At 45.0% G+C, this 23,057-nt stretch carries 26 protein-coding genes; 18 read left to right on the forward strand and 8 right to left on the reverse strand.

Annotated features, from left to right (window positions below; all coding sequences use genetic code 11):
• Nucleotides 1-138 precede the first annotated feature (138 nt).
• A complete protein-coding gene (locus NST04_RS16765) occupies nt 139-1,125 on the reverse strand; it encodes an NADP-dependent oxidoreductase (RefSeq protein WP_341185294.1) in 987 nt (328 codons plus the stop codon).
• Between the two features lie 169 nt (nt 1,126-1,294).
• On the opposite strand from NST04_RS16765, the gene NST04_RS16770 reads away from it, so the two are divergent.
• From NST04_RS16770 to NST04_RS16780, 3 genes are all read left to right on the forward strand, one after another.
• A complete protein-coding gene (locus NST04_RS16770) occupies nt 1,295-1,879 on the forward strand; it encodes a TetR/AcrR family transcriptional regulator (RefSeq protein ID WP_341185295.1) in 585 nt (194 codons plus the stop codon).
• An 8-nt stretch (nt 1,880-1,887) separates the two neighbouring features.
• Nucleotides 1,888-2,496: an ankyrin repeat domain-containing protein gene (locus tag NST04_RS16775; protein WP_341185296.1), complete on the forward strand. Its 609-nt coding sequence runs from the start codon at nt 1,888-1,890 to the stop codon at nt 2,494-2,496.
• Between the two features lie 213 nt (nt 2,497-2,709).
• Complete coding sequence (locus tag NST04_RS16780) at nt 2,710-3,111, forward strand: hypothetical protein (protein ID WP_341185297.1); 402 nt, start codon at nt 2,710-2,712, stop codon at nt 3,109-3,111.
• Between the two features lie 101 nt (nt 3,112-3,212).
• On the opposite strand, the gene NST04_RS16785 is transcribed toward NST04_RS16780, so the two are convergent.
• Nucleotides 3,213-4,106, reverse strand: a complete 894-nt coding sequence (locus tag NST04_RS16785; protein ID WP_341185298.1) for a serine protease — start codon at nt 4,104-4,106, stop codon at nt 3,213-3,215.
• A gap of 183 nt (nt 4,107-4,289) precedes the next feature.
• On the opposite strand from NST04_RS16785, the gene NST04_RS16790 reads away from it, so the two are divergent.
• From NST04_RS16790 to NST04_RS16800, 3 genes are all read left to right on the forward strand, one after another.
• The gene (locus NST04_RS16790; RefSeq protein WP_341185299.1) at nt 4,290-5,003 is read left to right on the forward strand and encodes a response regulator transcription factor; all 714 of its coding nucleotides are present in this window, start codon (nt 4,290-4,292) and stop codon (nt 5,001-5,003) included.
• 2 nt (nt 5,004-5,005) lie between these two features.
• A complete protein-coding gene (locus NST04_RS16795) occupies nt 5,006-6,328 on the forward strand; it encodes a sensor histidine kinase (protein WP_341185300.1) in 1,323 nt (440 codons plus the stop codon).
• Between the two features lie 259 nt (nt 6,329-6,587).
• Nucleotides 6,588-7,037, forward strand: coding sequence for a GNAT family N-acetyltransferase (locus tag NST04_RS16800; RefSeq protein ID WP_341185301.1), 450 nt, complete (start codon nt 6,588-6,590; stop codon nt 7,035-7,037).
• A 298-nt stretch (nt 7,038-7,335) separates the two neighbouring features.
• Here NST04_RS16800 and NST04_RS16805 read toward each other — a convergent pair whose 3' ends face one another.
• Both NST04_RS16805 and NST04_RS16810 read right to left on the reverse strand, forming a co-directional pair.
• Entirely contained in the window at nt 7,336-7,704 is a 369-nt protein-coding gene (locus tag NST04_RS16805) for a hypothetical protein (protein WP_341185302.1), read from the reverse strand.
• A gap of 310 nt (nt 7,705-8,014) precedes the next feature.
• Nucleotides 8,015-8,995 carry a MerR family transcriptional regulator gene (locus tag NST04_RS16810; RefSeq protein WP_341185303.1) on the reverse strand — a complete coding sequence of 327 codons (981 nt, stop codon included), beginning with the start codon at nt 8,993-8,995 and terminating at the stop codon, nt 8,015-8,017.
• Between the two features lie 78 nt (nt 8,996-9,073).
• Here NST04_RS16810 and NST04_RS16815 point away from each other — a divergent pair, with 78 nt between their 5' ends.
• The 3 genes from NST04_RS16815 (at nt 9,074) to NST04_RS16825 (ending at nt 11,320) form a co-directional block, all read left to right on the forward strand.
• A complete protein-coding gene (locus NST04_RS16815) occupies nt 9,074-10,360 on the forward strand; it encodes an amidohydrolase (RefSeq protein WP_341185304.1) in 1,287 nt (428 codons plus the stop codon).
• A gap of 276 nt (nt 10,361-10,636) precedes the next feature.
• Nucleotides 10,637-10,906 (forward strand): DUF6809 family protein, encoded by a 270-nt coding sequence (locus NST04_RS16820; protein WP_341185305.1) that lies wholly within the window; start codon nt 10,637-10,639, stop codon nt 10,904-10,906.
• 21 nt (nt 10,907-10,927) lie between these two features.
• Entirely contained in the window at nt 10,928-11,320 is a 393-nt protein-coding gene (locus NST04_RS16825) for a VOC family protein (protein WP_341185306.1), read from the forward strand.
• A 2-nt stretch (nt 11,321-11,322) separates the two neighbouring features.
• Here the strand turns inward: NST04_RS16825 and NST04_RS16830 are convergent, their stop codons facing one another.
• On the reverse strand, nt 11,323-11,676 hold the full coding sequence (locus NST04_RS16830; RefSeq protein WP_341185307.1) for a VOC family protein: 354 nt from the start codon (nt 11,674-11,676) through the stop codon (nt 11,323-11,325).
• Between the two features lie 275 nt (nt 11,677-11,951).
• Here NST04_RS16830 and NST04_RS16835 point away from each other — a divergent pair, with 275 nt between their 5' ends.
• From NST04_RS16835 to NST04_RS16860, 6 genes are all read left to right on the forward strand, one after another.
• Nucleotides 11,952-12,515 carry an RNA polymerase sigma factor gene (locus NST04_RS16835; RefSeq protein ID WP_341185308.1) on the forward strand — a complete coding sequence of 188 codons (564 nt, stop codon included), beginning with the start codon at nt 11,952-11,954 and terminating at the stop codon, nt 12,513-12,515.
• Between the two features lie 227 nt (nt 12,516-12,742).
• Nucleotides 12,743-13,129 carry a hypothetical protein gene (locus NST04_RS16840; protein ID WP_341185309.1) on the forward strand — a complete coding sequence of 129 codons (387 nt, stop codon included), beginning with the start codon at nt 12,743-12,745 and terminating at the stop codon, nt 13,127-13,129.
• A gap of 96 nt (nt 13,130-13,225) precedes the next feature.
• Nucleotides 13,226-14,422 carry a hypothetical protein gene (locus NST04_RS16845; RefSeq protein ID WP_341185310.1) on the forward strand — a complete coding sequence of 399 codons (1,197 nt, stop codon included), beginning with the start codon at nt 13,226-13,228 and terminating at the stop codon, nt 14,420-14,422.
• A gap of 9 nt (nt 14,423-14,431) precedes the next feature.
• On the forward strand, nt 14,432-15,196 hold the full coding sequence (locus tag NST04_RS16850) for a hypothetical protein (RefSeq protein WP_341185311.1): 765 nt from the start codon (nt 14,432-14,434) through the stop codon (nt 15,194-15,196).
• Complete coding sequence (locus NST04_RS16855) at nt 15,189-16,067, forward strand: hypothetical protein (protein ID WP_341185312.1); 879 nt, start codon at nt 15,189-15,191, stop codon at nt 16,065-16,067. The genes NST04_RS16850 and NST04_RS16855 overlap by 8 nt, the downstream gene beginning before the upstream one ends.
• 1 nt (nt 16,068) lies before the next feature.
• Entirely contained in the window at nt 16,069-16,707 is a 639-nt protein-coding gene (locus NST04_RS16860; protein ID WP_341185313.1) for an ABC transporter ATP-binding protein, read from the forward strand.
• A gap of 111 nt (nt 16,708-16,818) precedes the next feature.
• On the opposite strand, the gene NST04_RS16865 is transcribed toward NST04_RS16860, so the two are convergent.
• A complete protein-coding gene (locus NST04_RS16865; RefSeq protein WP_341185314.1) occupies nt 16,819-18,552 on the reverse strand; it encodes a M28 family peptidase in 1,734 nt (577 codons plus the stop codon).
• A gap of 361 nt (nt 18,553-18,913) precedes the next feature.
• Between NST04_RS16865 and NST04_RS16870 the strand changes: the two genes are divergently transcribed.
• A complete protein-coding gene (locus NST04_RS16870; protein WP_341185315.1) occupies nt 18,914-20,392 on the forward strand; it encodes a serine hydrolase domain-containing protein in 1,479 nt (492 codons plus the stop codon).
• A 170-nt stretch (nt 20,393-20,562) separates the two neighbouring features.
• Nucleotides 20,563-21,255: a metallophosphoesterase family protein gene (locus tag NST04_RS16875; protein WP_341185316.1), complete on the forward strand. Its 693-nt coding sequence runs from the start codon at nt 20,563-20,565 to the stop codon at nt 21,253-21,255.
• Between the two features lie 5 nt (nt 21,256-21,260).
• On the opposite strand, the gene NST04_RS16880 is transcribed toward NST04_RS16875, so the two are convergent.
• Nucleotides 21,261-21,821 (reverse strand): helix-turn-helix domain-containing protein, encoded by a 561-nt coding sequence (locus NST04_RS16880; RefSeq protein WP_341185317.1) that lies wholly within the window; start codon nt 21,819-21,821, stop codon nt 21,261-21,263.
• A 32-nt stretch (nt 21,822-21,853) separates the two neighbouring features.
• Complete coding sequence (locus tag NST04_RS16885) at nt 21,854-22,204, reverse strand: hypothetical protein (protein WP_341185318.1); 351 nt, start codon at nt 22,202-22,204, stop codon at nt 21,854-21,856.
• A gap of 283 nt (nt 22,205-22,487) precedes the next feature.
• Between NST04_RS16885 and NST04_RS16890 the strand changes: the two genes are divergently transcribed.
• Nucleotides 22,488-22,931, forward strand: a complete 444-nt coding sequence (locus NST04_RS16890; protein WP_341185319.1) for a DUF4275 family protein — start codon at nt 22,488-22,490, stop codon at nt 22,929-22,931.
• Nucleotides 22,932-23,057 lie beyond the last annotated feature (126 nt).

Genomic DNA, 23,057 nt, shown 5'->3' on the forward strand with positions numbered 1-23,057 from the left:
CTTCAAAATATAAGAATTTATATGTTGCACACGATAACTTATCCTTATATTTCTCGCTGAAACGATACCGTCCTTAAAAAGGACGGTATCGTTTCCACTTGTGCTGATTACTAATTCCCATCCCGGCAGGCATGGCATTTATCCAAGATTTTTCGTTATTATTATTTTCCCCCGTTTGGTGGACTCTTCACTTTTGCGATACGCCTGAAGCAAGCCTTGGGCAGTGAAGGGATAGGCCTCATGGATATGGATATTCAATTTATTCTCTTGCATCTGGCGGACAATGGATTCAAAATCGGCACGGTTAGCTCTTGCCTGGAAGAAATAGGCGTTAATGCCGCGGACCTTGGGGTATTCATTGAGCGCGAATGCCACCACTGAAATATAGGTCCCGCCATCCTTGATGACCGAGTAGTTCTTCCTTCCGATGTCTCCCGGTAACCCGGTACCGAAAGTGGCGGGGTCCATAGCGGTATCCAACACGAAGTCAACAGGCTCTGTGATTTGGGTGGCGAAGTCGGTTTTCGTATAATCGATCACCTCGTCAGCACCTAGTCCTTTGACGAAATCGTGATTATAGTCCCTGGCGGTTGCGATAACGTATGCTCCATGCTGTTTGGCTAACTGTACTGCAGCGTGTCCGACTCCTCCAGCGCCAGCTTGAATAAGGATGCGTTGTCCCGGTTGAAGATGGCCATGCTCAAACAGCGCTTGCCAGGCTGGCAGGGCAACGGCAGGCGCGGCGCCGGCCTCTTCGAAGGAGAGACTCTCAGGAATAACGGCCAGGAGATCTTCCTCCACGGCAACATAGTCCATGTAGGAACCTCGCGGAATCATACCCATGACACGATCCCCCGGCTTGAAATGCCGGACTTTTCTACCAACCTCTTTAACAATACCAGCTACTTCATTACCAAGAACAAGCGGCAATTGGATTTGATCCGCAAATTTATCGGCCAACGAACCCTCAAGAATTGCGCCGCTGCGAAATAGAGCATCTGCGGGATTGATGGATGAGGCGTGCATTTCGACGAGAGCCTGTGTATCGGTGATTTCGGGAATGGGTACTTCCAGTTCTTCTAGCGCTTCGGGAATTCCAAAGCTTGTCAAAGCAATAGCTTTCATGATAATCCTCCTCTTAAATTAAACATAATAATGATTCACAGATTGTTTAAGCAACACCTGTTTGATATGATAATAATATTCTGGACTTGAGAGTTCAACCGGCAGAGTTAGCGGAAAGTTGCATAGGCAACACATTGTGAATATTGATGTTTAACAAGGAGATATAGGGATGGTAAATCAGGAAGATCCGAGGGTATTGCGCACACGACAGTTAATTAGAACCGCGTTCAGAGACTTGCTGCAGAGAAAAGGATTTGATGCAATCACCATCAAAGATATCGCTCAGGAAGCAACCATTAACCGCGCCACCTTTTATGCCCATTTTGAAGATAAATATGCTTTGCTGGACGAAGTCACAGAACAGGCTTTTCATGAGAGAATTCCTGAGCAAGTGGCGGATGCACAGGAGTTCACAGATGATATATGTGACCAGTTGATCATAATGACGCACCAATACATCACGGATTTTTACCGGATCTGTAGAATAGATTCCAATCCGATGGCTAAGCTGGTCGATGACAAAATCAAGAAACTGCTGCAGCAAACCATAGAAAGCATATTTGTGAAGGGGGATACCCTCCATGGGATAGACATTCATCATATCAAAATCATGGCGGCCATGACCGGTTCGGCCATCTATGGCGCTGCGCATTATTGGTTAAATGCCGAGGACCAAAAACGGACGGAAGTGCTCGTAGACATTGTTCGTCCTTATGTAATGAACGGTCTGGGCAGGGAAACACTCAGGAGGTGAACCATGAAATGGATCAGTTAAATCAACAGCTATGGGCTGCTGTTCAGCAAGGCGATATAGATCGTGTGACCCATTTACTGTTAGAGGGTGCTGATATCGACGCTACAGATTCCTTAGGCAGAACACCTGCAATGATCGCCATACACACGAATCAATTGGAAATTTTCAAATTGTTGATTGAACAAGGGGCGAACATCGATATTCGCGATAACCGCTTAGACAATCCGCTTCTTTATGCGGGCGCAGAAGGGATGCTTGATTTCGTTAAGGTGGCTATTGCCGCAGGTGCGGATACAACTATCCTGAACCGGTTTGGGGGAACGGCACTGATTCCGGCTGCTGAACGTGGTCATGTGGATATTGTGGAAGAGTTACTGACCACTTCTGACGTCAATGTGAATCATATCAACAATCTTGGCTGGACGGCACTGCTGGAAGCTATTCTTCTGAGTGATGGGGGAGAGGCTCATCAGGATATTGTACAACTGCTGATCGATCATGGGGCAGACGTGAATCTTGCCGATTCCGAAGGCGTTAGTCCGATTCAACATGCCCGAAGAAGCGGTTATCAGGAAATACTGGACATGTTGACGAAAAGGGCAGGGAAGAGCGGTTGAATACGCACCAGGACCCGGGCAATTTTTCAAGAAATGAATGGATACGAAATATCGTTGTTCATTATGGAGAGATCAAATCTGTGGGCAGGAAAGGACGTTGCCACCGTTCACATTCTATGACGCCATTTTCATATACTTTACTCATACTTGTTCCACAGAATTCCCGCAATCGCCTGCTAAGATGAAGATACTTTCAAGGAAGAGGTGATTGAAATGATCAAATGGACAAGAAGAGTAATCGCAGTGTTGGCAGTCGTGAGTGTAGTGGGCGGCTCAACGAGCGCATTCGCAGCAACGGCACCTGTAGTAAAGTCAGTTAAAGAGGTGAAGGTGACTGCACCAGCGGTGAAATCTGCCACCCCGGCGAAGGTAACTCCTGTGAAAGTATCAACTCACGCTAAAGCAGTGACTTCTGTGAAGAGTACAGCAGTTACTAAGAGTCCGGTCAAGGCAACAACCCCAGCCAAGCAGAAAGCGGCAGTTAAGACAGCCGTAACCGTTAAACACAAAGCTGCTGCAAAAACAGTCAGAGCCGCCAAACACAAAACAGCATCCAAAGCTGTGACACCTTCTAAATCGGCAAGCAAGATCATCGTAACACCAAAGAAGAAATAATGCAGTCCTTGCAGTCTTCCGCAGCAGCATACTTATAACCACAGAAGGCGGGGCTCGTGATGAGTCCCGCTTTTCATCTATTGACCTAACTAACTCTAACCTCAGTCAGCGGCGTGTCCAAAAACGGCTTCTGACAAATGGTTGTTTTCGATAAATTGTAAGATAAGCTTCGAACTGGTGGCAAAGGACCGGGGTTCACCGAGGATCGTGGAGGAGATCACGCCAACTATTTTATCGCTCGAATCTATGACGGCACTGCCGCTATTCCCGGGCCAGGTCTGGACATTGAATTCCATGGAATGCGTGTACACATCAGGTATTGATGCATTTTTCGATTTGCGGATAACAGCCACATCATCGGCAGTGAACGTTCCATAGAGCGGGGTCCAGGTGGACCTCTTGGTATTAACGGGGTCTGAATTTCCTATTGGCATGGTAGGGTGCCCGATGACTGTCACCTTTTCATTGGCCGCCGGCTCCAGATTGAAATCCTTGAAATAGCTGTTCTGATAACTCTTGGGAAGCTTGTTAGCGTCAATCTTCAGCAGGGAGAGGTCCTCCTTAACATCTGTTGCGACTAGGGAGCCAAGCAGATACCCGTCCGATTTTTGAGCATACAAGGTGATTTGGAATCGTAATGCTTTTCCATTATAGCTTGCAGGGGCCACGTGATTATTAGTGACAATGTATCCGCCGGGTAACATGAAGCCAGCACCGATGCCTATCTTTTTCTTGGTTCCTTTATTGGACAGTACATACTTTTCTATCATCACGACTCGTGTCAGATTCTTATACTTACGATACGCTGTGTCTTGTTCTTTTTGGGATAGAGCCGGGTTACTGGTGTAAGGCCGGACTTCAATGCCGGATTTGGTGACGGTCATGGACTTAATGGTCACTTTGCTGCCCGCAGAAGCTGCGGCGATATGGAGGCTACACGTTAGAACCACAACAGCCAATATGCTTGAGAGGATGCTACTAACCCATCGAGTCATAATCACTCCTCCTTTAGTTTTATACTATTGAAGAGTGAGACATGATGTGACGGTCAGTCTGCGGATATGTAAGGACAACAGTAAGGAAGAGTAGGGCAGGGCTCAGGAAGAGTCCCGTCTTTTATCCACCTGTATAACCCTGTATGATAGAGCTAAATGAAGGATGGAAAAGGAGTTTACGTGATGGCCAAAATTGTAGTCGTTGACGACGACCTGTTCATTTTGCAGCTGCTCTCTGAATATTTGCGCAAGGAAGGGTATGAGGTCACCTCCTTCTCCAATGGCCGCACGCTGGTCGAGCATGTCCGCTCCGAACACCCGGATTGCCTGATTCTCGATATTATGATGCCCGGGATTGACGGTCTGGCACTGCTCACCGAACTTCGCACCTTCACCGAACTTCCCATTATTATGATCTCCGCGCGCGGCGAAGAGAGTGACCGGATCCAGGGTCTGGAGCTGGGCTGTAGTGACTTCCTGAGCAAGCCGTTCAATCCGCGCGAGCTGGTGGGCCGGGTGAAGTCTATGCTGCGCCTGGCTAGAGCGGGCAATGCTGCTGCGGAGGAGACTCCGCCATTGGTGCAAGCGAAGCAAGTCTGCAAGTCCGGGAATGTGGAGATTGACGCAGATTATCGCAAGGTGAAGGTCAATGCAGAGGAAGTGAGCTTAACCTCGCGGGAGTTCGATTTGCTGCTTTTCCTGGCCTCCCACCTGGAACGGCCCTTCGGGCGTGAGCATCTGATCCAGCAGGTGTGGGAATATGACTTTTTCGGGGATGTCCGGGTCGTAGATGATGTGGTCAAAAGAATCCGTAAAAAGCTCGCCGAGCACCACTCCACCCTGCTGATTGATACGGTGTGGGGCTTCGGATACCGGGCATCCGTACGGAAGGTATAGCCATGCGGACGATACGCGGTAAAATGCTTTTTTCCCTATGCATTGCCATGCTCATCACTGTAGCGATTACGGTGATGCTGTTCGTGCGTCTGATCGACGATATCCTGATGAATCAGGTGAAGGCTGAGCTGCACATACAGGTAGGGAAGGCGCAGAAGCTGCTCAGTGATGGTGACCTCAACAATCTGAACAGCACGCAGTTCAAGTATGTCGTCAAGGGACTGATGATGAACGCAGATTATATGATTCTGGATGGGGATCAGAGGATCGTAGATGCCAGCAATGAGAAGGAAGAAGGGAAGCAGCTGCACTATACGCCAACGGGGAAAAATGGAATTGCCCTCCTGCACGGCAGGAAGGTTCTATATGCGCAAGAAAAGCTGAGAGGGTTGTCCGATGAAATTTTCATCTATTCGCCGCTGTCCTCGCTTAGAGCCTTATACGGTTCACTCATGCGAACTACTCTGCTTGCCATCAGTGCCAGCTTTGTGGTGATTCTGGCGATCGGGCTGTTCGCTGTCTCACGGGTGGTGCGTCCGCTGAACCAGTTGAAGGAGGCGGTTGGGCGGTACGAGCCGTCTTATGCACAGGGTAATCCTTTTCCGCAAGGGGACCGGACGGAGATCGGGGAGCTGATGACCACCTTCCAATCCATGTCGGGGCGTATTCAGCAGCATCAGCGGAACCAGATTGAATTCCTGCAGAATATCTCCCATGAGCTCAAAACCCCCCTGATGTCCATCCACGGCTTCGTGTTCGCCATTCAGGATCAGGTGGTTACGCAGGAGGAGGGGCTGGAGGTAATCACCACCCAGTCGCAGCGCCTGATTGATATGGTAGACAAGCTGCTCCAGCTCTCCCGGCTGGAAGCCGTAGACGAGCATTGGCCTGCTGCTAATGTAGACCTGCGGACCATGGCCGAAGAAGCCGCCATGCTGCTCATGCCCGAGGCCGCCCGGCGGAACCTGGAGCTCACCGTGGAAGGCGACAGCCTGCAAGTTACGATTCCCGGCGAGCAGCTTTTCCGTATCCTGGTCAATTTGTTACAGAATGCAGTTAGGCATACCAAGGATCTGGTGATCATCCGGGTGGAGACGGAGGTTCCGGGAGCCGCTTGGGCAATCCATATAGAAGATAACGGCCCGGGGCTGGCGGAAGAGGAGCGGGAAGCGGTTTTCGAGCGTTTCTACACTGGAGCGAACGGAGTAACCGGCCTTGGCCTGGCTATCTGCCGCCAGATTGCGGCACGGCTGGACGGGGAGCTGACCTATTACCGCTCAGAGCTGGGCGGGGCGCGGTTTAGTTTTAGGAGGAAGGTTGGGTAATAAGGTGCTAAGTGTGAAGGGGCGGATATAACCCAAACAATTAGCAGCAGAACAAGACTAAATAAGTCTTAGACTGCTGCTGTTGTCGTTCAACTTAGTTTCCAGTTAGCGCAATGTCTTGTCTGTGAACTATGATAAAGTTCACCGCGCTAGCTGTAACAGAAAGTTTTTCTGTACATTCTTGCTGATTAAACAAAAAAAGTTGTATTTTTATTCGTTTATTTGTATGATTATGAAATCAAATTGTGGAGGTTTCGCTATGTCAGCTATAATAAGACCCGCAGAACTTGAAGATTTAAACGATTTAACTGAATTAATGTATGATTATATTGTAGGCTTCTATCAGAATCCCAGTCCACCTATCGATAAGGTCCATCATTTGATTCGAGCTCTTTGTGACACACAACAAGGTATCCAATTCGTTGCAGACGAGGATGGCAGACTCGTCGGTTTTGCTACACTTTATTTTACATTTAGCACTATGAAAGCAGATAAAATTGCTGTCATGAACGACTTCTTCGTCAAAGAAGCTTTTAGAGATACAGAGTTAGAATCTCAGCTCTACCTGAAATGTAAAAATTATTGCATTGATCAAGGATTCGCCAATATGACTTGGATAACATCAATAAATAACACACGAGCTCAATCTTTCTTCAATAAAATGAACGCGGTTCAAGGAAAGGATTGGGTACACTTCTCCATTAAATAATGTACCCTTTATGGCTTCTTGAATAATTCTTTCCGATAGCAAATCAGCTGATGTTACGAGTTTACCTGCATCCTTGTAATTCACTTCAATTTTTTCACGGTTGCGCAAATCGGAAATTCTGTCACCTGCTTTGAATACGGTCTGTTCTGCAAACAACGCTAATTCTCGAAGGTCGAACTTCATTCGTTTCCATTCCTCCTTACAGTGCGTTTTCGAGCGTTTCTACACTGGAGCGAACGGAGTAACCGGCCTTGGCCTGGCGTACAACTAACCTTATCCCTAATTTAACCATTCTCGCCTATTCTACAATAGCTTTAACATACTTGTTTTTCTCATATTCAATAGCAACAGCTTGTTTGGTATCGATTCCTTGAATGGACCAAATTTGGGTACCCTTAGAGTAATAGTTTGAAAAGTTATCAGTATCTTCTTCAATTTTGGTTTCATCTGTAGAATAGTTTAGAATTTCTCCAATAACTTTGTTGATATTGATTTTTTCATCAGTTGTAACCTTATACTTTTGATTGTCCCATATTACTAAAGGGTAGGGGAAGGAAGACTCAACATTTACATCTACATTGGCAGGATTGTTTTTTAAATGTCCAGCATTATTAGCATTGGAGCATGCCGTAAGGATTATTAAAAACAAGATTATTACTTTCTTCATTGACATCACCTCTCTTTCATAACGTAACTTTGGTAGAAAGTATTTTTACAAGATTATTTTATAACTCTTTATTAGACCTTATATTTTAAAATTGTCCTAATTTATAAATGAAAATACCATCATCTTCATTAAGGGGTACGGTGGACGATCTTAATTGGAAAATAACGGCCCGGGGCTGGGGGAGGCGGTCTTTGAGCGTTTCTATACCGCATGAACGGAGTCACCGGCCTCGGTCTGGCTTTGGGTGCATGCACATGCAGTACGGTGAACCTTGACGCAGGGGTAAGGTATTTTTACCGGATAGGTACTGCTAAAACAACATGCAACAGTTTTTATTTACTTTAAGGTGCTTCGTGATGCATCCGCTATCTTCTAATAAATCAATGAGCTTGGGGAGTAGAATAGAATCCTCATCACCTTCAGGCGCTGTGTCTCCTTCCCCGTCAATCATCAAATCCGCGATGCAGATCCGTCCGTGAGGTTTTAATACCCTGCGCATCTCCTGAATAGAGAGCAGCATTTGGTCACTCGTCAGATGATGCAGGGCAAAGCTCGAAACAATAAAATCAAATTTCCCGTCAAGGTACGGCAATGCCAGGAAATTGCCAAGCTTGGTCTCCATCTCTGGAAATTTACGCTGGCACTCCTTTAACATTTCGTTGGACTGATCTACCCCAGCCATAATCGCGCCTTCATGGATCAGTTGACCGGCTAAATTTCCCGTACCCGTTCCAATATCCAAGCCCCGTTCTCCATGGATGGGCGAAACCCATTTCACTACAAGTCGCAGCGCCTCATCATAGTCCCCATATTTCCGTTTGTCCTCTTGAACCAATTGATCGTGGACGCCGGCTAAGCGGTCATACCCCCACTTATCCTTCCATGTCCGTTGTTCCCTAAGTCTTCTCGAGCCCTCCGCCAGAATGTAAATGTCGTCAAGCGGAAGGGTATGGTCATTCTTGAGGGTTTCAATCATTTGGTCTGTTGTCTCGATAATCTGCTGCATTTCGACCCACTTGGTGAACATGACGGATCGCTGGAGTTCCAACAAATATCGTAATTGACTGTTTCCTTTGGCTTCAATATCCAATAGTGCAGTCCTAATGTCACTAACCGGCATTCCTAATTCCCGGAGTGCAATGATTGTCTGCAAGCGCCAAATGTCTTCTTCGTCAAACATCCGATACTGATTGTCAGCTTGTTTGGAAGGAGCAATGAGACCTTTGTCTTCGTAGAACCGAATAGCACGCTGCGATATTTTCAGCATATCAGCGACTTCTTTTATTTTCATGAGATAGACCCCTTTATGTTCTTGACCCTCACTCAACGTTAAGGTTTAGTATAAACCCTAGAAAAGGAGGCTGTCACGATGAAGACGTTAATCAAAGGCGCGACCATTTTAACCATGGGGAACGAGGAGCCCTATATCGGAGATATTCTCATCGATGGGGACCGCATAACGGACATTCAGTCCATCATATCTACTGGGGCAGATGTGGTCATTCATGGCGAGGGTAAGGCAGCAATGCCTGGGCTAATCAACGCTCACCAACACACACCTATGAGCTTGTTGCGGGGGTTTTCCGACGATTTGAAGCTTATGGATTGGTTGAACCAGAAAATGCTCCCTGCTGAAGCACGCATGACGCCAGAGGATATTTATTGGGGAGCGAAGCTCGCGATGGCGGAAATGATTAAATCGGGTACGACTGCTTTCGCCGACATGTACATCCACATGAATGAAATCGCGGCAGCGGTAGAAGAGGTCGGTATGCGGGCTTCTTTAACGCGGGGTTTGGTTTTCCTCGATAATGACGGAGGGCAGCGAATGTCCGAGGCGCTCGATCTCGTTCGTCACTGGAGCGGTGCAGCAGAAGGCAGAATCACGACCATGCTGGGTCCGCATTCCCCTTACACAGTTCCTCCGCAGCCATTTAGAGAGCTTATCGACTTGGCGGAGCAGGAGAACATTCCCGTACATACTCATTTGGCCGAAACGAAAGAGGAAGTCATTCAGATTCGGGAAAAGTATAATCAGACCCCAACTGAATATTTGTATCACCTCGGTTTGTTTGAAAAAGCACATGTGCTCCTCGCACATAGCGTGCATCTAAATCGTCGTGATATTGGGTATTTAAAGGGTATGCGGGGTGGCGTGTCCCATAATCCAGTGAGCAATCTCAAACTTGGCTGCGGCATAGCGCCGATCAAGGATATGGCTGACCAAGGGATTACCATTGGTTTAGGCACGGATGGGGCGGGCAGCGCCACCACGTTAGATATGTTCGAGGAGATCCGGGCTGCAACATGGCTGCAAAAGTTGGATTACGGGGACCCTACGAAGCTTCCCGCGAAGGATGCTCTTCGCATGGCGACGGCCGGAAGTGCGGAATTGCTCCGCATTGCCCATGAGGTGGGCACACTCGAAATCGGGAAGAAGGCAGATATCATCTTGATTGATATGAGAAAACCCCACTTGCAGCCAGTGCACAACCTCCATTCATTGCTCGCATACTGCGCTAACGGAGCGGATGTGGACACCAGCATCGTTAACGGAAAAGTGTTAATGCAAGGCCGTCAGTTGCTCACGATTGATGAAGACGAGTTATTAGAGCAAGTATCGCTACGCTCTACGCGTATCGTTGAAGGCATTTAATTCCGGATTACTTAAAACGCGGGCAGATCCTGTCCGCGTTTTTCGTTGATTATTGTTGCGTTAAACTGTCCGTTAGCTTAATGAAGCACACGCATTAGCTATATATTTAATGTCCTTTAAACATTGGAATATGGGCTTGTTTTTGTTGAGGCTGTGATTCTATGCGAATACTGCATAAAAAACGATATATACCCACTTTATCAGTTAAACTTGATGGGGAGGGATCACTATTGTCCACAAGTATTCGGATCACATGCAAAGGGAGGCCTGATAATCATGATTTTGGAGGATTTGTATTATGGGAGTTTGCGTCCCAATGAGCGGATGAAGCCAAACGATCCAGAATCGCGAAGGATCAATCAGCGGATTATTGATTCATTAGAGATGCTTAAAGAAAGATTACCCCAAGAGGATTTTGATCAGGTCGAGGGGCTACTGGAGCTACATAGTGAATCCTGCTCGCTGCATTCGGCTTTATCTTTTATCCAAGGTTATAAAATAGGTGCGTTAATGATGGTTGAGGTTTTTGGTGGGGAGAGGAATTAAATATAATAAGGAGTCTACAACATGAAACTAGGAGCAACCTTATACATCAAAAATACCAGTGAAGCTGTAGCGTTTTATTCAGAAGCCTTTGGACTTAACCTGGGGAACCATGAGAAATTCCCGGATGGCACATTTATGCACGCATCATTACTTAGAGATGGACAAGAAATATTTGCTGTCAGCGAATCACACAATGATAACTTAGTTAGAATTATGCTCTCATCATCATTAGCGGAATCACGCCCAACTATGAGTTATGGGATTAACTTCGAGCGTGAAGAAGAAGTGAAGAAGGCATACGAAATGCTAGTGAAGGGCGGCACGGTGCTAGTTCCGTTAGGCGCCCTTCCCTGGAGCTCCTGCTGTGCTGAAGTCGTCGATAAGTACGGTGTATACTGGTATATCGCTGTATAGATCTAGCCTTCAAGCTCCTTTTTTTCAATGAAGCTTACCGTATTCCCGTCAGGATCAAGGAACCAGAAGGAGTAGGCGCCCCACGGTCTGCGCTCAGGTGGAGAGGTAATCCCGATGCCGGGGATAGCTTGCTTTAGACGGTCATATTCAGCCAAGACATCATGGACATAGAACATTAGAGACATATTTTTGTCATTGACCACGTTCACATGGCCCGGATTGTAGACCGCAAGCTGGGCGCTGTCGAATCCGTAATGCTGTCCTTCCACAACCGGAGACTCCTTGAGCACGATTTCATAAAATTCAGCCAGACGCGGCGCATTGTCAGTGAGGATACAGACTCCACAAAGCTTCATACGTATACCTTCTTCCTTATTTTGGGGGATACAGGTTACGCTCATTATCACAAATCTTGTTTAGGATCACAAGTTACTCATGCTAATAACATACTTACAGCGAATAACCGGGGCGCAAATTGCTTCGGTTCTTTGTCGATCCTAGGCGAACGGGGGAGGCAGTGTATCATATTTATTAGTGATTGGTATTTTTATTCCATTAAAGGAAGATTATTTAAAGATTAAGAGGTATAATAATATTTAATTTTAAAATTCATTTGCATAAGGAGGAAAAAATGCTTCCTTTACATGTCATCTCAACTTTAGAGACAGAAGAGGATAAAAAATTCATAAGCGAATTATATCTACAATATTACCCTTTAATGAAGAAAAAGGCCTATGAGGTTACATACGATTACAATGTGGTCGATGATCTGATTAATGATGCTTTTATAAAATTGATTGAAAGAATTGAAACTTTATCGCTACTTGAGGGTTCCAAAAGGACTACATACATTGCCTACACCATAAGAAACATTTCTATTAATTATATTAAGAGGCGAGCTAAAAAACATAAATATATGTTTCTGGGGTTGTCAGATGAAATGATAGAATCTATTTCCGATGTCAATGCTACAGTAGAAGAGATTAGTACTGCTAAAGAAACAAACGAAGAAATTGCTAAATTATTGGAGCAGTTATCCGAACGTGACAGATACCTACTCTATCATAAATACAACCTAGAAATGAGTGATAAAGAGATCTCTCAAGTTATGGACATCCCGGTAAATAATATTAGAGGATATTTAACCCGTGCCCGGCGGAGAGCTTTAAATATACTGAAAAATGAGGGGCTATAATATACCGAATAACACCTAAAGAGATTTACATGAGAATAAACAGTTGAGAATATCGTCCAATATATGTTTTTTTTAGCGAAAAGTGTTGCAGAAACAGATTAGGATTGTCTATATATTTAAGGAGAATAGTTCCAATTAAGGTGGTCATAGTTAACTTGGATGAATGCGAGTTAAGTACAAGTTAATTTATTATATGACAAATACTATAGTACGGAGGGAATGTACTCATGAAAAAGCGCATTGTCAGTTCCGTTCTTGCTTTGCTTCTTGGTGTTGGTGTACCTACTTCTGCATTTGCCCTTTCTTACGCCTTCTATTTACAGCCTCCTTTTGTCGGCAGTTTGGTTTCTACTGACTTACACAGAGTGGATACAACGAATTCAGCTTATGTGAATCCAAGTTATTCAGCAACACCGACTAATTATTTTTTATCGCCACAGCCTTATAGTTCTATTAATGCAACCAACATAGTGACGAATGTATCTACGGCTGGATATAGAGGACTATCTTACAACTCCGGTTATGGTGGACAAGGCACCTATTATGCTTTGTCAGCATATCCTTCTAATTTTGATTTCATCGACTACTTAGTTGCCGGTACGTGGTCCCCGTAAGTAGCACAAATACGAATGTTTTGGCGTTCTAAATGCAGGTGTACTCGCTACCTGCATTTCTAACATAATCTTTGTCTAAGGAGGGTCTTCCTTACGATGAGAAAACAGCTTTCATCACTTATAATAAGTATAATTCTTTTACTTTCTATTACTGCTTGTAAAGATTCCTCTGACTCTAATAAGCTATCGGAAGGAGTAGACCTGAGCACCTTTTTGCAAACTGCAACCTTACCCAACAATCTTACGATTGCATTTGATGTGGCAAGCGTTAAAGATAGGTCCAGTGCTAAAACATTTAAAACCGGTATGTTGGAATTAGATCCTGACATGGTTAAAAGAGGTCTTTTACTCAAAGAAGTCGTCGCATCGGAGTTACAGGCAGTCGGACAGTGGGTCCAAACCGGAGACAACTCTTTTGCAGAATACCTTACCGTATATGACGGAGGAAAAGCATTCGGTAAAAAAGTGGATGTCAACGGGGGACTATCCTATACAGTACAGCTCAACAATCAAAAAGAGAAGTATCCCTATGTGATCGCCAAAACAGTGGGTCCTCCAGACATGAGCGAACAGCTATTAAAAAGCAAATTACGGAGTGATTACGCTTCCACGGCCGATTTGTCCTTCATGAGTTATACGGATGCGTTAACAACAGTCAAAAAGAAACTGGAATCAATCGGTTTCCCGCCGCTTATACTGGCTGAAACCTATTCGCTTGATTTAGACACGATGCGCAAGCATTACGCACTTTATTTAGAGGAGAATAAGAATCAGGACAATCTGGAACAAGTGAGCTTTTCGAAAGAGGACGAGGCGTACGAATTTCACTTTTTACAACAGATAGATGACATTCCTTTCGTTCCTGTACCTTGGGAATGGAAGAAGGGAACAGCAAATGGCCCTGACGGAAATATAATGAAGAATTCTATAATCAGCGTAACCTTCACCAAAAACGGAATAATAAGTTTAATTGCTCAGAATTTATTTGACATTGAAGGTACAAAGGAAGCCGAAGAGAAGCCGCTTATTGGTGCTGCCGCTGCTCTGGAGGTGCTGTTCAGTGACTACAAGGAGCTGCTGCTAGATGAAGGGACGAAGATAGTGTCTGCTGAGCTTAATTACGTGTCTATGCCAGACGACCAGACTTATCAGCTAATACCAGCGTGGGTTTTCCAGATTGCCAAGCCCGTTGTATGGTCTGATCCCAATAACCAAACAACGTTACCTTTCGAGGACTATAGCAAATTTGTAGTCAATGCGATAACTGGTGACAAAATTTCAGGGATGAGGTGACTCTTCCTAATGAAACCAATTTCTTCTTTATTAAGGGTCGGATTTAGCCGAGCGCTTTTTTCTTGGAATTTTCTGCTCAGCGTCAGTATGGTGACAGTTGTACTACTGATGACCTCGATAGGAATGATCAATCCCCAATCGGATGTGCTATCCGTTGCAATCATAAGCGGTAGTGGAAACATCCCTTTAATTGTCGGGATCTTACCTTTACTTCCTTTTGCCATTACCTTTGCTTCGGAATGGGAGGAGCGTGCGGTTAGCTTCTGGATTATACGCTCGGGTGTAAGGGCATACGCCATTAGTAAACTAATGGTGAGTGCAGCGTCAGGTTTTTTGACTACTTTTACTGGGATTTTGCTGCATGTGTTGCTATTGCGGATTCAGTTACCTTTGTATACAACCTTTCAGACCGGTGATGCCTACGCTGTTTTGTTAGATGCCGGGAAGCCATGGACCTACTTGCTAAGTGCAGCAGCTCATTTGTCCTTGTCCTCTGCATTGTTTGCGGTGATAGCCCTATGGATTTCGGCATATATCCCGAATAAATGGACGGCTTTAACAGCCCCAGTTGTTCTCTATTTTGTTTGGCTAAGGCTAACAAGATATTGGGATATTCCGCCTTTCTTGAACCCAGGGATGCTGGTGGAAGGCACTTACCATGCGGGGTCTCCGATGGCTTCATTACTTTTTAAGTTCGGAATGGTCATGTGTTTAATTTGGTTGATGGGGTATGGAACCATCGGACAAATCGGGAGGAGAGTGCGGCATGATTGAGGTCAAAACTATATGGCTCTGTGCGCAGCTCAACTTCAAAAAATGGATAGTCACCCCACGAATCTATTCACTTGCCATTGTAGTTTTCGCCTTCTCCTTGTGGATGTTTTCCTGGATTTCGGATTATGCTGCTGCTGTGAATACGTCCGTATCTCCCTGGGTATTTCCCTATTTAATGAGTGTCCCTGTCTTATTCCCCATTTTTGGCTGTCTGACTACATTGCTATTTTGCGATGCTCCGTTTATGGATAGTCATACACCTTACCTGATGATCCGCATGAGCAAAAGAGATTGGGCGATTGGACAACTTCTTTATATCGTGTTAGCCGCATTTGTTTATACTGCTTTTTTTATGGTAATGTCTATGCTCGTGCTTATTCCCCACGTTCAATTTAGTTCCGATTGGGGAGCGGTTTTAAAGACAATTGCATTCAATCGCAATAGCCTGAATAAATATGGAATTACACCATTTGTGGAAATTGGCGCCCCTGTGATTACCCTTTTTTCTGCGAGTTCGGCTATGCTGATTAGTTTTGGGATGTTTTGGCTCGTATCCATATTCATCGGTGTCCTCATCTTCTGTTTTCAGGTTGTTATAGGCAGACTAAGTGGATTAATCGCCGCAGGCATATTCACTTTCATTTCCTACTTTTCTGTTTATGTAGGGAAGATGGCTTATGGTCGTATCATCTATTATGTATCACCACTTAACTGGAGCAGTATGTTTTATCTGGATTGGGGCGGTACGGGCCAGTTACCCTCTCCGGTCTATGCAGTGAGCGTTCTTGTAATCGCGATTCTGTTCATGAGTGTTGTCTCAGTTATTGTTTTTTGCAGACGCGATATGAATATACAGGAAGGGAGAAGTTGATGTGAATCCATATAAGGTTGAAGTATTGGAGGCCAGCAAGCAATTCAAGGAGACAACAGCGCTAAATCAGGTGACAGTCAAATTCGAGACCGGCCGGATTCATGGAATTATTGGACGGAATGGCTCGGGGAAGACAGTTCTGTTCAAATGTATCTGTGGTTTCATGCAACTTAGCTCTGGAAGTATACATATTGACGGACAGCCGGTCAAGCCTGCTGTGGCGCAGAACATTGGTCTAATTATAGAAGACCCTGGGTTCATCGGTTCTCTCAGCGGTTTTAAAAACTTAAAGTTGCTTGCCTCGATTCGTGGGCTGATAACAGAAGAAGAAATTCATGATACTTTGAGGCGTGTGGGACTCGACCCGGACAGTAAAAAACATGTGAGAAAATACTCGTTAGGTATGCGCCACCGTCTAGGGATTGCTCAAGCCATTATGGAAAAGCCACCGTTGCTCATTCTGGATGAGCCAATGAATGGATTGGACAAGCAGGGCGTTTTGCAAATACGCGAGGTGTTCAAAGAACTGAACAAAGAAGGGACTACCATCATTTTATCTTCGCATTATGCTGAGGATATTGAAGTGTTATGCGATACTGTTTCTGAAATGGACGGGGGTATCTTAACGCCCATAAGATAGTGAGGTCTACCTGCCGCCACTATATACGGCACCTGCCAGCATTGCGCCATCAAGGGCAAAAGCCAATGAATGGGGTAATGCGGCAGGTTCAGAGCAAAATTTATCATGCAACTACTTCGTTCGCCCTAAGAAAAATGAATACCGGTCTGCCTTCCCCAGTTCAGTAGTCTCTATACGATCCATAAGCTGTAATGCCTTCAATAGAGACCCGACTTGTTCGTGCATCAGGTTCACATCGAATTTATCCATTTCTCTGTCTGCGCTATTTACCAAGAGATAATCCGGCATGGGGATGAGTCCAATCATTGGAATCCCGGCATTGAACAGGGGCTGACTCTCACCGAATTGAAACTTATTATGTCCGCGCAGGATAACGGTCCTGGTGTTACTTCTATCTTCAACGGCTTTCTTCCAAATGGCTTCCATGATTTCATTTCCTGCATAGGCAAATTCAGTGCTTATTTCTCCAGTGGGTCCATATTGTCCGTAAGCATTGTCCTTCCATTCCAAGCTGCCTAGATGTTCTACAGTGAGTCCTGCCACGGCTTTCAGGTGCCCATCTGTACCATCCCACAGCTCAGGATGTGCCTGCATCCAGGTTGAGGTTGCCTGCGAGGTACCTTTGAATTCAGGCAATCGGAAATGTCCTGTTACGAAGGTGAAGATCATAGTCCGTTCGGGTTGCTCCTGCTGCTGCAGGTAACGAATCATGGAGAGCATTCCAATCGCACCGTCTTCTTCTACCACATTTACACCGTCAGTATGCGTATTAACGATGATCGATTCCTTTTTGTTCTTTCCTTCAATTTTCACATAAAAAGATTCAGTCGGCGCATGTTCCTGTTTCTCTGCCTCTAAAATCACTGTGCCCGCCTTATGTTCCTTAGCTGCATTGACCACTTTTTTCCCTTCTGTTTTATTGACCCAGACTGCCGGAATTCCGAAATAATGCTCGGTGAAGGGGAGGTATTGCTTCTCAGCCTTGTCATCTGAAACACCATCCCAGACGATGATAACTGCTTTCACGCCCTGTTCCTTTGCTTCTTCCAACTTCACCTGCTTGAGAGCGGTGGTAAGGACTAGATCGCCTTCATCTGAAGGAATACCGCCCGCCGCTCGAAATGTATCGCGTATGTTCATAACCAGTGCCATAGGGAAATGCTTAAAGTTCTTGATTTCAACGACCGCTATGTTGCCCTTGGCTTCCTCATACTCACCAGGTTTGGTGTAGACGAACTCTCCGGTTACTCCATTGCTATCGGTCTCCCCAGAGTATGGAAACGCAGAGGATACATGGATTTCCTGGTTATCTATGATCACAGAGCTTGTCTTCTCTTCCCAGCGGTCAAAAGTGTACTCGTCACGGTATACCGTAAGGCCCATATCCGTCACCTGCTGCTGTAACCAGGCAATGAACTGATTGTGACCTTCTGAGCCCGTTGTACGGCTGCCAAAAGAATTCATTTTTTTGATATTTTCGAGCATGGTGGTAGGAGAATCAAGCTGGTCATTATTGATTTCAGCAGTTAATTCAGCTGGCAGAGTAACAGACCTCGTAATAGGCTGAGCATAGATGTTAACAATCCACAAAACACTGGCAACTACAGCCACAATACCGTACAACACTCTTCGAACTACTAGCAAGACCTTGCCGCTCTTACGCACTTCACTAGCAAAAAACACATTCCATACCCCTGCGACGATAAGCAGTAAAATAGCGAGTATGAACATCCAAGGTTCATTAGTGACCAAGAATATAATCTCGGTTACCAGGGCAACTGCATAGACCCAGAACCTATTACCTCTTTTATTGCGTTGGAAAGTATACACACCTAATTGTGCCAATAGAACGATTATTGCTAGTACAGCGAACAACATTTCTTTCCCAATGAATACAGAGGCTCCAAGCGCTAGAATCAGGAATAGAATCCCCGACAATTCTCCATTACATTTACTTCTCATAATATACCTCTCTCACAATCTTTTATAAATTTAGTTTAAAAGCATCCTTAACTATATTTCACTATAAGGGTTGAACTATACTGCAAGGTCAAACTAAAAAACATTTTCTTTATACTTCGTAAATGGACTTCTTTTTGTCGGGGTAAAGTACTAATCACGTATAGTGCAGGGAAAGGCTGCTGCAAGCCGTCATACTAGATAAGTGTAAATTGATCCAGATGACCCTACTTGAAGGAGCATAACCATGAAGAGATCAACGCGTAGAACAGAAATACTGCTAAAAGGCATTGCGATGCTGCTGATTGTAGTCATTGCTACGGCTGCATGCTGGCATGAGATTGGAACTCTTTTGGCCGCAGGGAAGATTGACAGTGAGTCCGGCATGGTGCAGAGCATCATGGACAAGACAGCGACCCCAGGTGTAGCGATCTTGTCCGCCAGAGGTGGTAAGACCGATTTCCAAACCTACGGCTATGCCGATAAGGAGAACCGAAGGCCAGTTACAGCGGAGTCGCTTTTTGAACTAGGCTCAACGACCAAGGCCTTTACAGCGCTGGCTGTGATTATGCTACAGGATCAAGGGGAATTGGCTTTTACCGATGATGTCTCGCAATATCTGCCAGAGTTTGCTCCAACCTATAAAAGGGAGAAGGCCAAGATCTCAATTAACCAGCTACTTGCACATACTAGCGGAATACCATCGTGGAGCATTCGCCTGATCCCTGAAGGTTCAGGGAGGGAGCAGCTTACAGCGACCATACATAAGATGTCCAGCCTAGCGCTGGATACCCAGCCGGGCAGTGCGTATCAGTACGCAACAGTGAACTACGATATTCTGGCAGGGATTATTGAACAAGTTACAGGGAGGAGCTATCAGGATTATGTGACGGAGTATATTCTGCAGCCGCTGGGGATGAACGACAGCTATTTCTCTACAGGGCGGGAACGGAAGCCGGAGCAGCTTGCTCAGGGGTACCGGGTGTTTTTTGGCAAAAGCATGGCTTACGATGCTCCCAGATACTACGGAAATATAGCCGCAGGGTATCTGGTCACCAATCTGAACGATTTGCAGCACTGGGTCAATGCCCAGCTGGGAAGCAGCGATATTCCAGATGAACTGAACAAGGCCATTCAGCAATCTCATGAGCTTGACCTCCGTACAGCGGAGCATGAAAGTGAAGACCTGCGCTATGCCTTCGGCTGGAGCCAAAACTCGGAGACGCATGTAATCCGTCATAGCGGCAGCAACCCGAATTATTCCTCCCAGGTAATCATTGATCCGCAGCGGAAGGAGGGGGTGTTCGTACTGGCTAATCTGAACTCTACCGCACCTACGCTGATTGCCCAGAATATCTATGACCGGATGCAAGGGCAGCCGATGAAGGCCTTTAAGTATGACGACGCCTATATCCTAATGGACGGGATAGCTTCGTTGTTAGTTGTGTTAACTGTGATCGGGATTACGTTTAAGCTCATCCGGCTGGCGGGAGGGAGCAGCGATTTTGCCACGGAGAAGGAGGTTCGCCGTCAAAAGATCAAAGCGCGTGTTACGCTGATTATCAGAGCACTGTTGCTGCTATTTGTGCTGGGCTGGCCTTTATTGGTAAATTACAATTATACTATGATTAGTGTATGGATGTCTTATTCTGTATTACTGTGGATGGGGCTGGCTTCGCTTAGCTGCGTGTTGTCCATGGTTTTGGCAGGTAGAGATTGGCGTTAAGGTGTGTATAGCTTCAATTTAGAAACGCACATCGCTTCTTACTTAAGCTCTCACTATGAACAAGATAAAAAAGAATTTAGAAGGTTTATCATAAATGCAACCTGGGAGAAGCAGGAGAAGAAATATGCTTTTGCGGTCCAATCAAACGCCCTCTGATAGGAGGAGATCCCATGATCTACATAACAGGCGACATTCACGGTTCCATCAGTGTGGCCAGCCGCTTTAACTCCAGGAACTTTCCTGAGGGCAGGACGCTGACGAAGCAGGATTACGTCATTATCGTTGGCGATTTCGGCTTGCTGTGGGCAGATGACAAAGAGGATCGTTTTTGGCTAAAATGGCTTACAGAGAAACCATGGACCACCCTGTTCATTGACGGGAACCATGAGAACTTTGATTTGCTGGAGTCCTATCCAGTCTCCGAATGGAATGGGGGTCAGGTACATCACATTACTCCCAGTATCATTCATCTAATGCGCGGGCAAGTTTTTGAGATCGAAGGGAAGAGCTTTTTCACCTTTGGCGGAGCGGCTTCTCATGACAAGGAGTACAGGAAGGCTGGCGTCTCCTGGTGGGAACGCGAAATGCCAAGCCCTGAAGAGTACCAGGAAGGCATCCGCAATCTGGAGATGAACCAGTGGAAGGTTGACTATGTATTGACCCACACGTGCTCCTATGATGCGCTTCAGTGGATCAAAGAGCGCTATAATACGAATGTGGAAGTTGATCTTATGCATACGTATTTCAACCAAATTAAGTTTAGACTGGAATATGGAAAATGGTTCTTTGGGCATTTTCATCATAATGCGGAGCTGCCAGATGAGCAGGTGCTGCTATATGAGGACAGGGTGAGGATTGTATGACGTTTCTATGTGGCTGGTGACTTTCTGACTTTGATACTATTATCGATCATATAATTAATAATTTTATCGCTAACATTAAATTTATCCATTACAGGCCGCCCGCATTTAACGTTTTCGTGGTGCTCATCAATCTCTCTTTTTAAATCTAGCATTTTAGCTCGTAATGATTCTTTGCCGCCGTAGTCACGGCTTTTGTAATCAGAAGCGCCTAACTTAAGCTCTTTCCAGTGCATATTATCCAGCCAGACAAGCAATAGCCCGCCTACCAAAACCGCGTGGGAAGAAAAGGTGCGCTCCACTGAAAGCCCTGCTTCATCAGCCATACTCTTAACTGTCCTGTAAACAGTTCTTAATTTATTCTTATCTGTTTCCTCTTCAATCATAATGGGACCAAATACCTGCAACATCCCAACCTCAAGGACGACCCAGTGCGTTCCAAATTTCCGGGCGGTACCCGCTGGGAAGTCCTTGATTTTTTGCCGTACTTTAGAGGCGCTTAAATCCCACTTCAGTGCAGCTTCAGATAATGTCAGGATTGTTTCATTGTTAAGATTGAGTTCGTTCATACATACACTGCTCCTATTCGTGAGGGGAAGAATCATTTTTTTGCCAAAACACTAGAAATATGATTTTGAACCTCATCTATTGTAAAGTCGCCGCTTAATCCTTGGAGACTAGATGAAATAACTCCATTATTTTCGATTAAAAGGGAGTTATACGTTTTTTGTGTATAGTAAGAGCCTGTGTAATCTAAGAACATAACATACTTAGAATTTGAACTAACATAATAAGAAGGGTCTGTTAGTTTTATAGATATTGTTTTATTCGTTTCGTCACCTTGTAACACTTTCAAGACATTTAGATTTGATTCTTGTGAAGGAGGGTCACCGTCAAGATTTTTAGTACCATTGATTTCCCCATATACAACCAAGTCTGAATTAGCGACCAATTCCTCAAAAGTGTACGAAGGCCAATCCCCGCTATTGAGATTGTTTTCAGTACTAGGTTTGGTTGAGGATGTACATGAACTAATCAAAAATGCAAACAAAAATTACAATGTTAATTTTGTGAGTCCGGTTCTGTTCATCTTTATTTCATCTCCTTTTATGATAAAAGGACGGGGAAGTAAAAGAAATAGTTCCATCTAGGCTAAAATATTATAAACTTAATTTCTTGCTGGAAAACGTTGATTTAAAGGAGTATGGGAATATAACGAAAGGGGATGAGAACGAATGAAGAAAACAAAGCTTACAGAAATAGTCCAAAAACGAAGTATTCAATATACTGAGGTTGGTAAATGGGGGAAGTACCTTAGAGGCGTGTGGGAGAAGGAGTTTGCCGAGGCCATTAGCATCGATGAGAAAAGGAAAATATATTTGCATGGCTTTTTATGGCATCTATTCAGCTACAAAAAAGTAGAGGTATTCGAGAAGGAACATGCCAAAAATGCATTTAACAATGAATCGAAGAATCGTGTATATGTGTTTTACCAACATTCTGATTATGCATTAACTATAGAGAATGCGAAGAACATTGTGGCTGAAGATTTTAATTATGAAGATGATATTTATATCGTAGACACGGAATTTGAGTGGACGTATGTGAACACACATGAATCCGCGTGCGGACCTTATTTTTATCATAAAAACAATAATATTCGCATAACCAACGGTTAAGCGCTGGGTCAGTTTCCGCTCATCATGATTTCATTATAAGACTTCTACAACAGCTTTACTAAAAAACGATTTGTAGCTATGCTTAAGATTGAGCTGAGACTAGACGAGTAGAGGAAAGGTGAGCTG

The organism is Paenibacillus sp. FSL H7-0756 (genome assembly GCF_038006765.1).
Lineage (GTDB): Bacteria > Bacillota > Bacilli > Paenibacillales > Paenibacillaceae > Paenibacillus_AQ.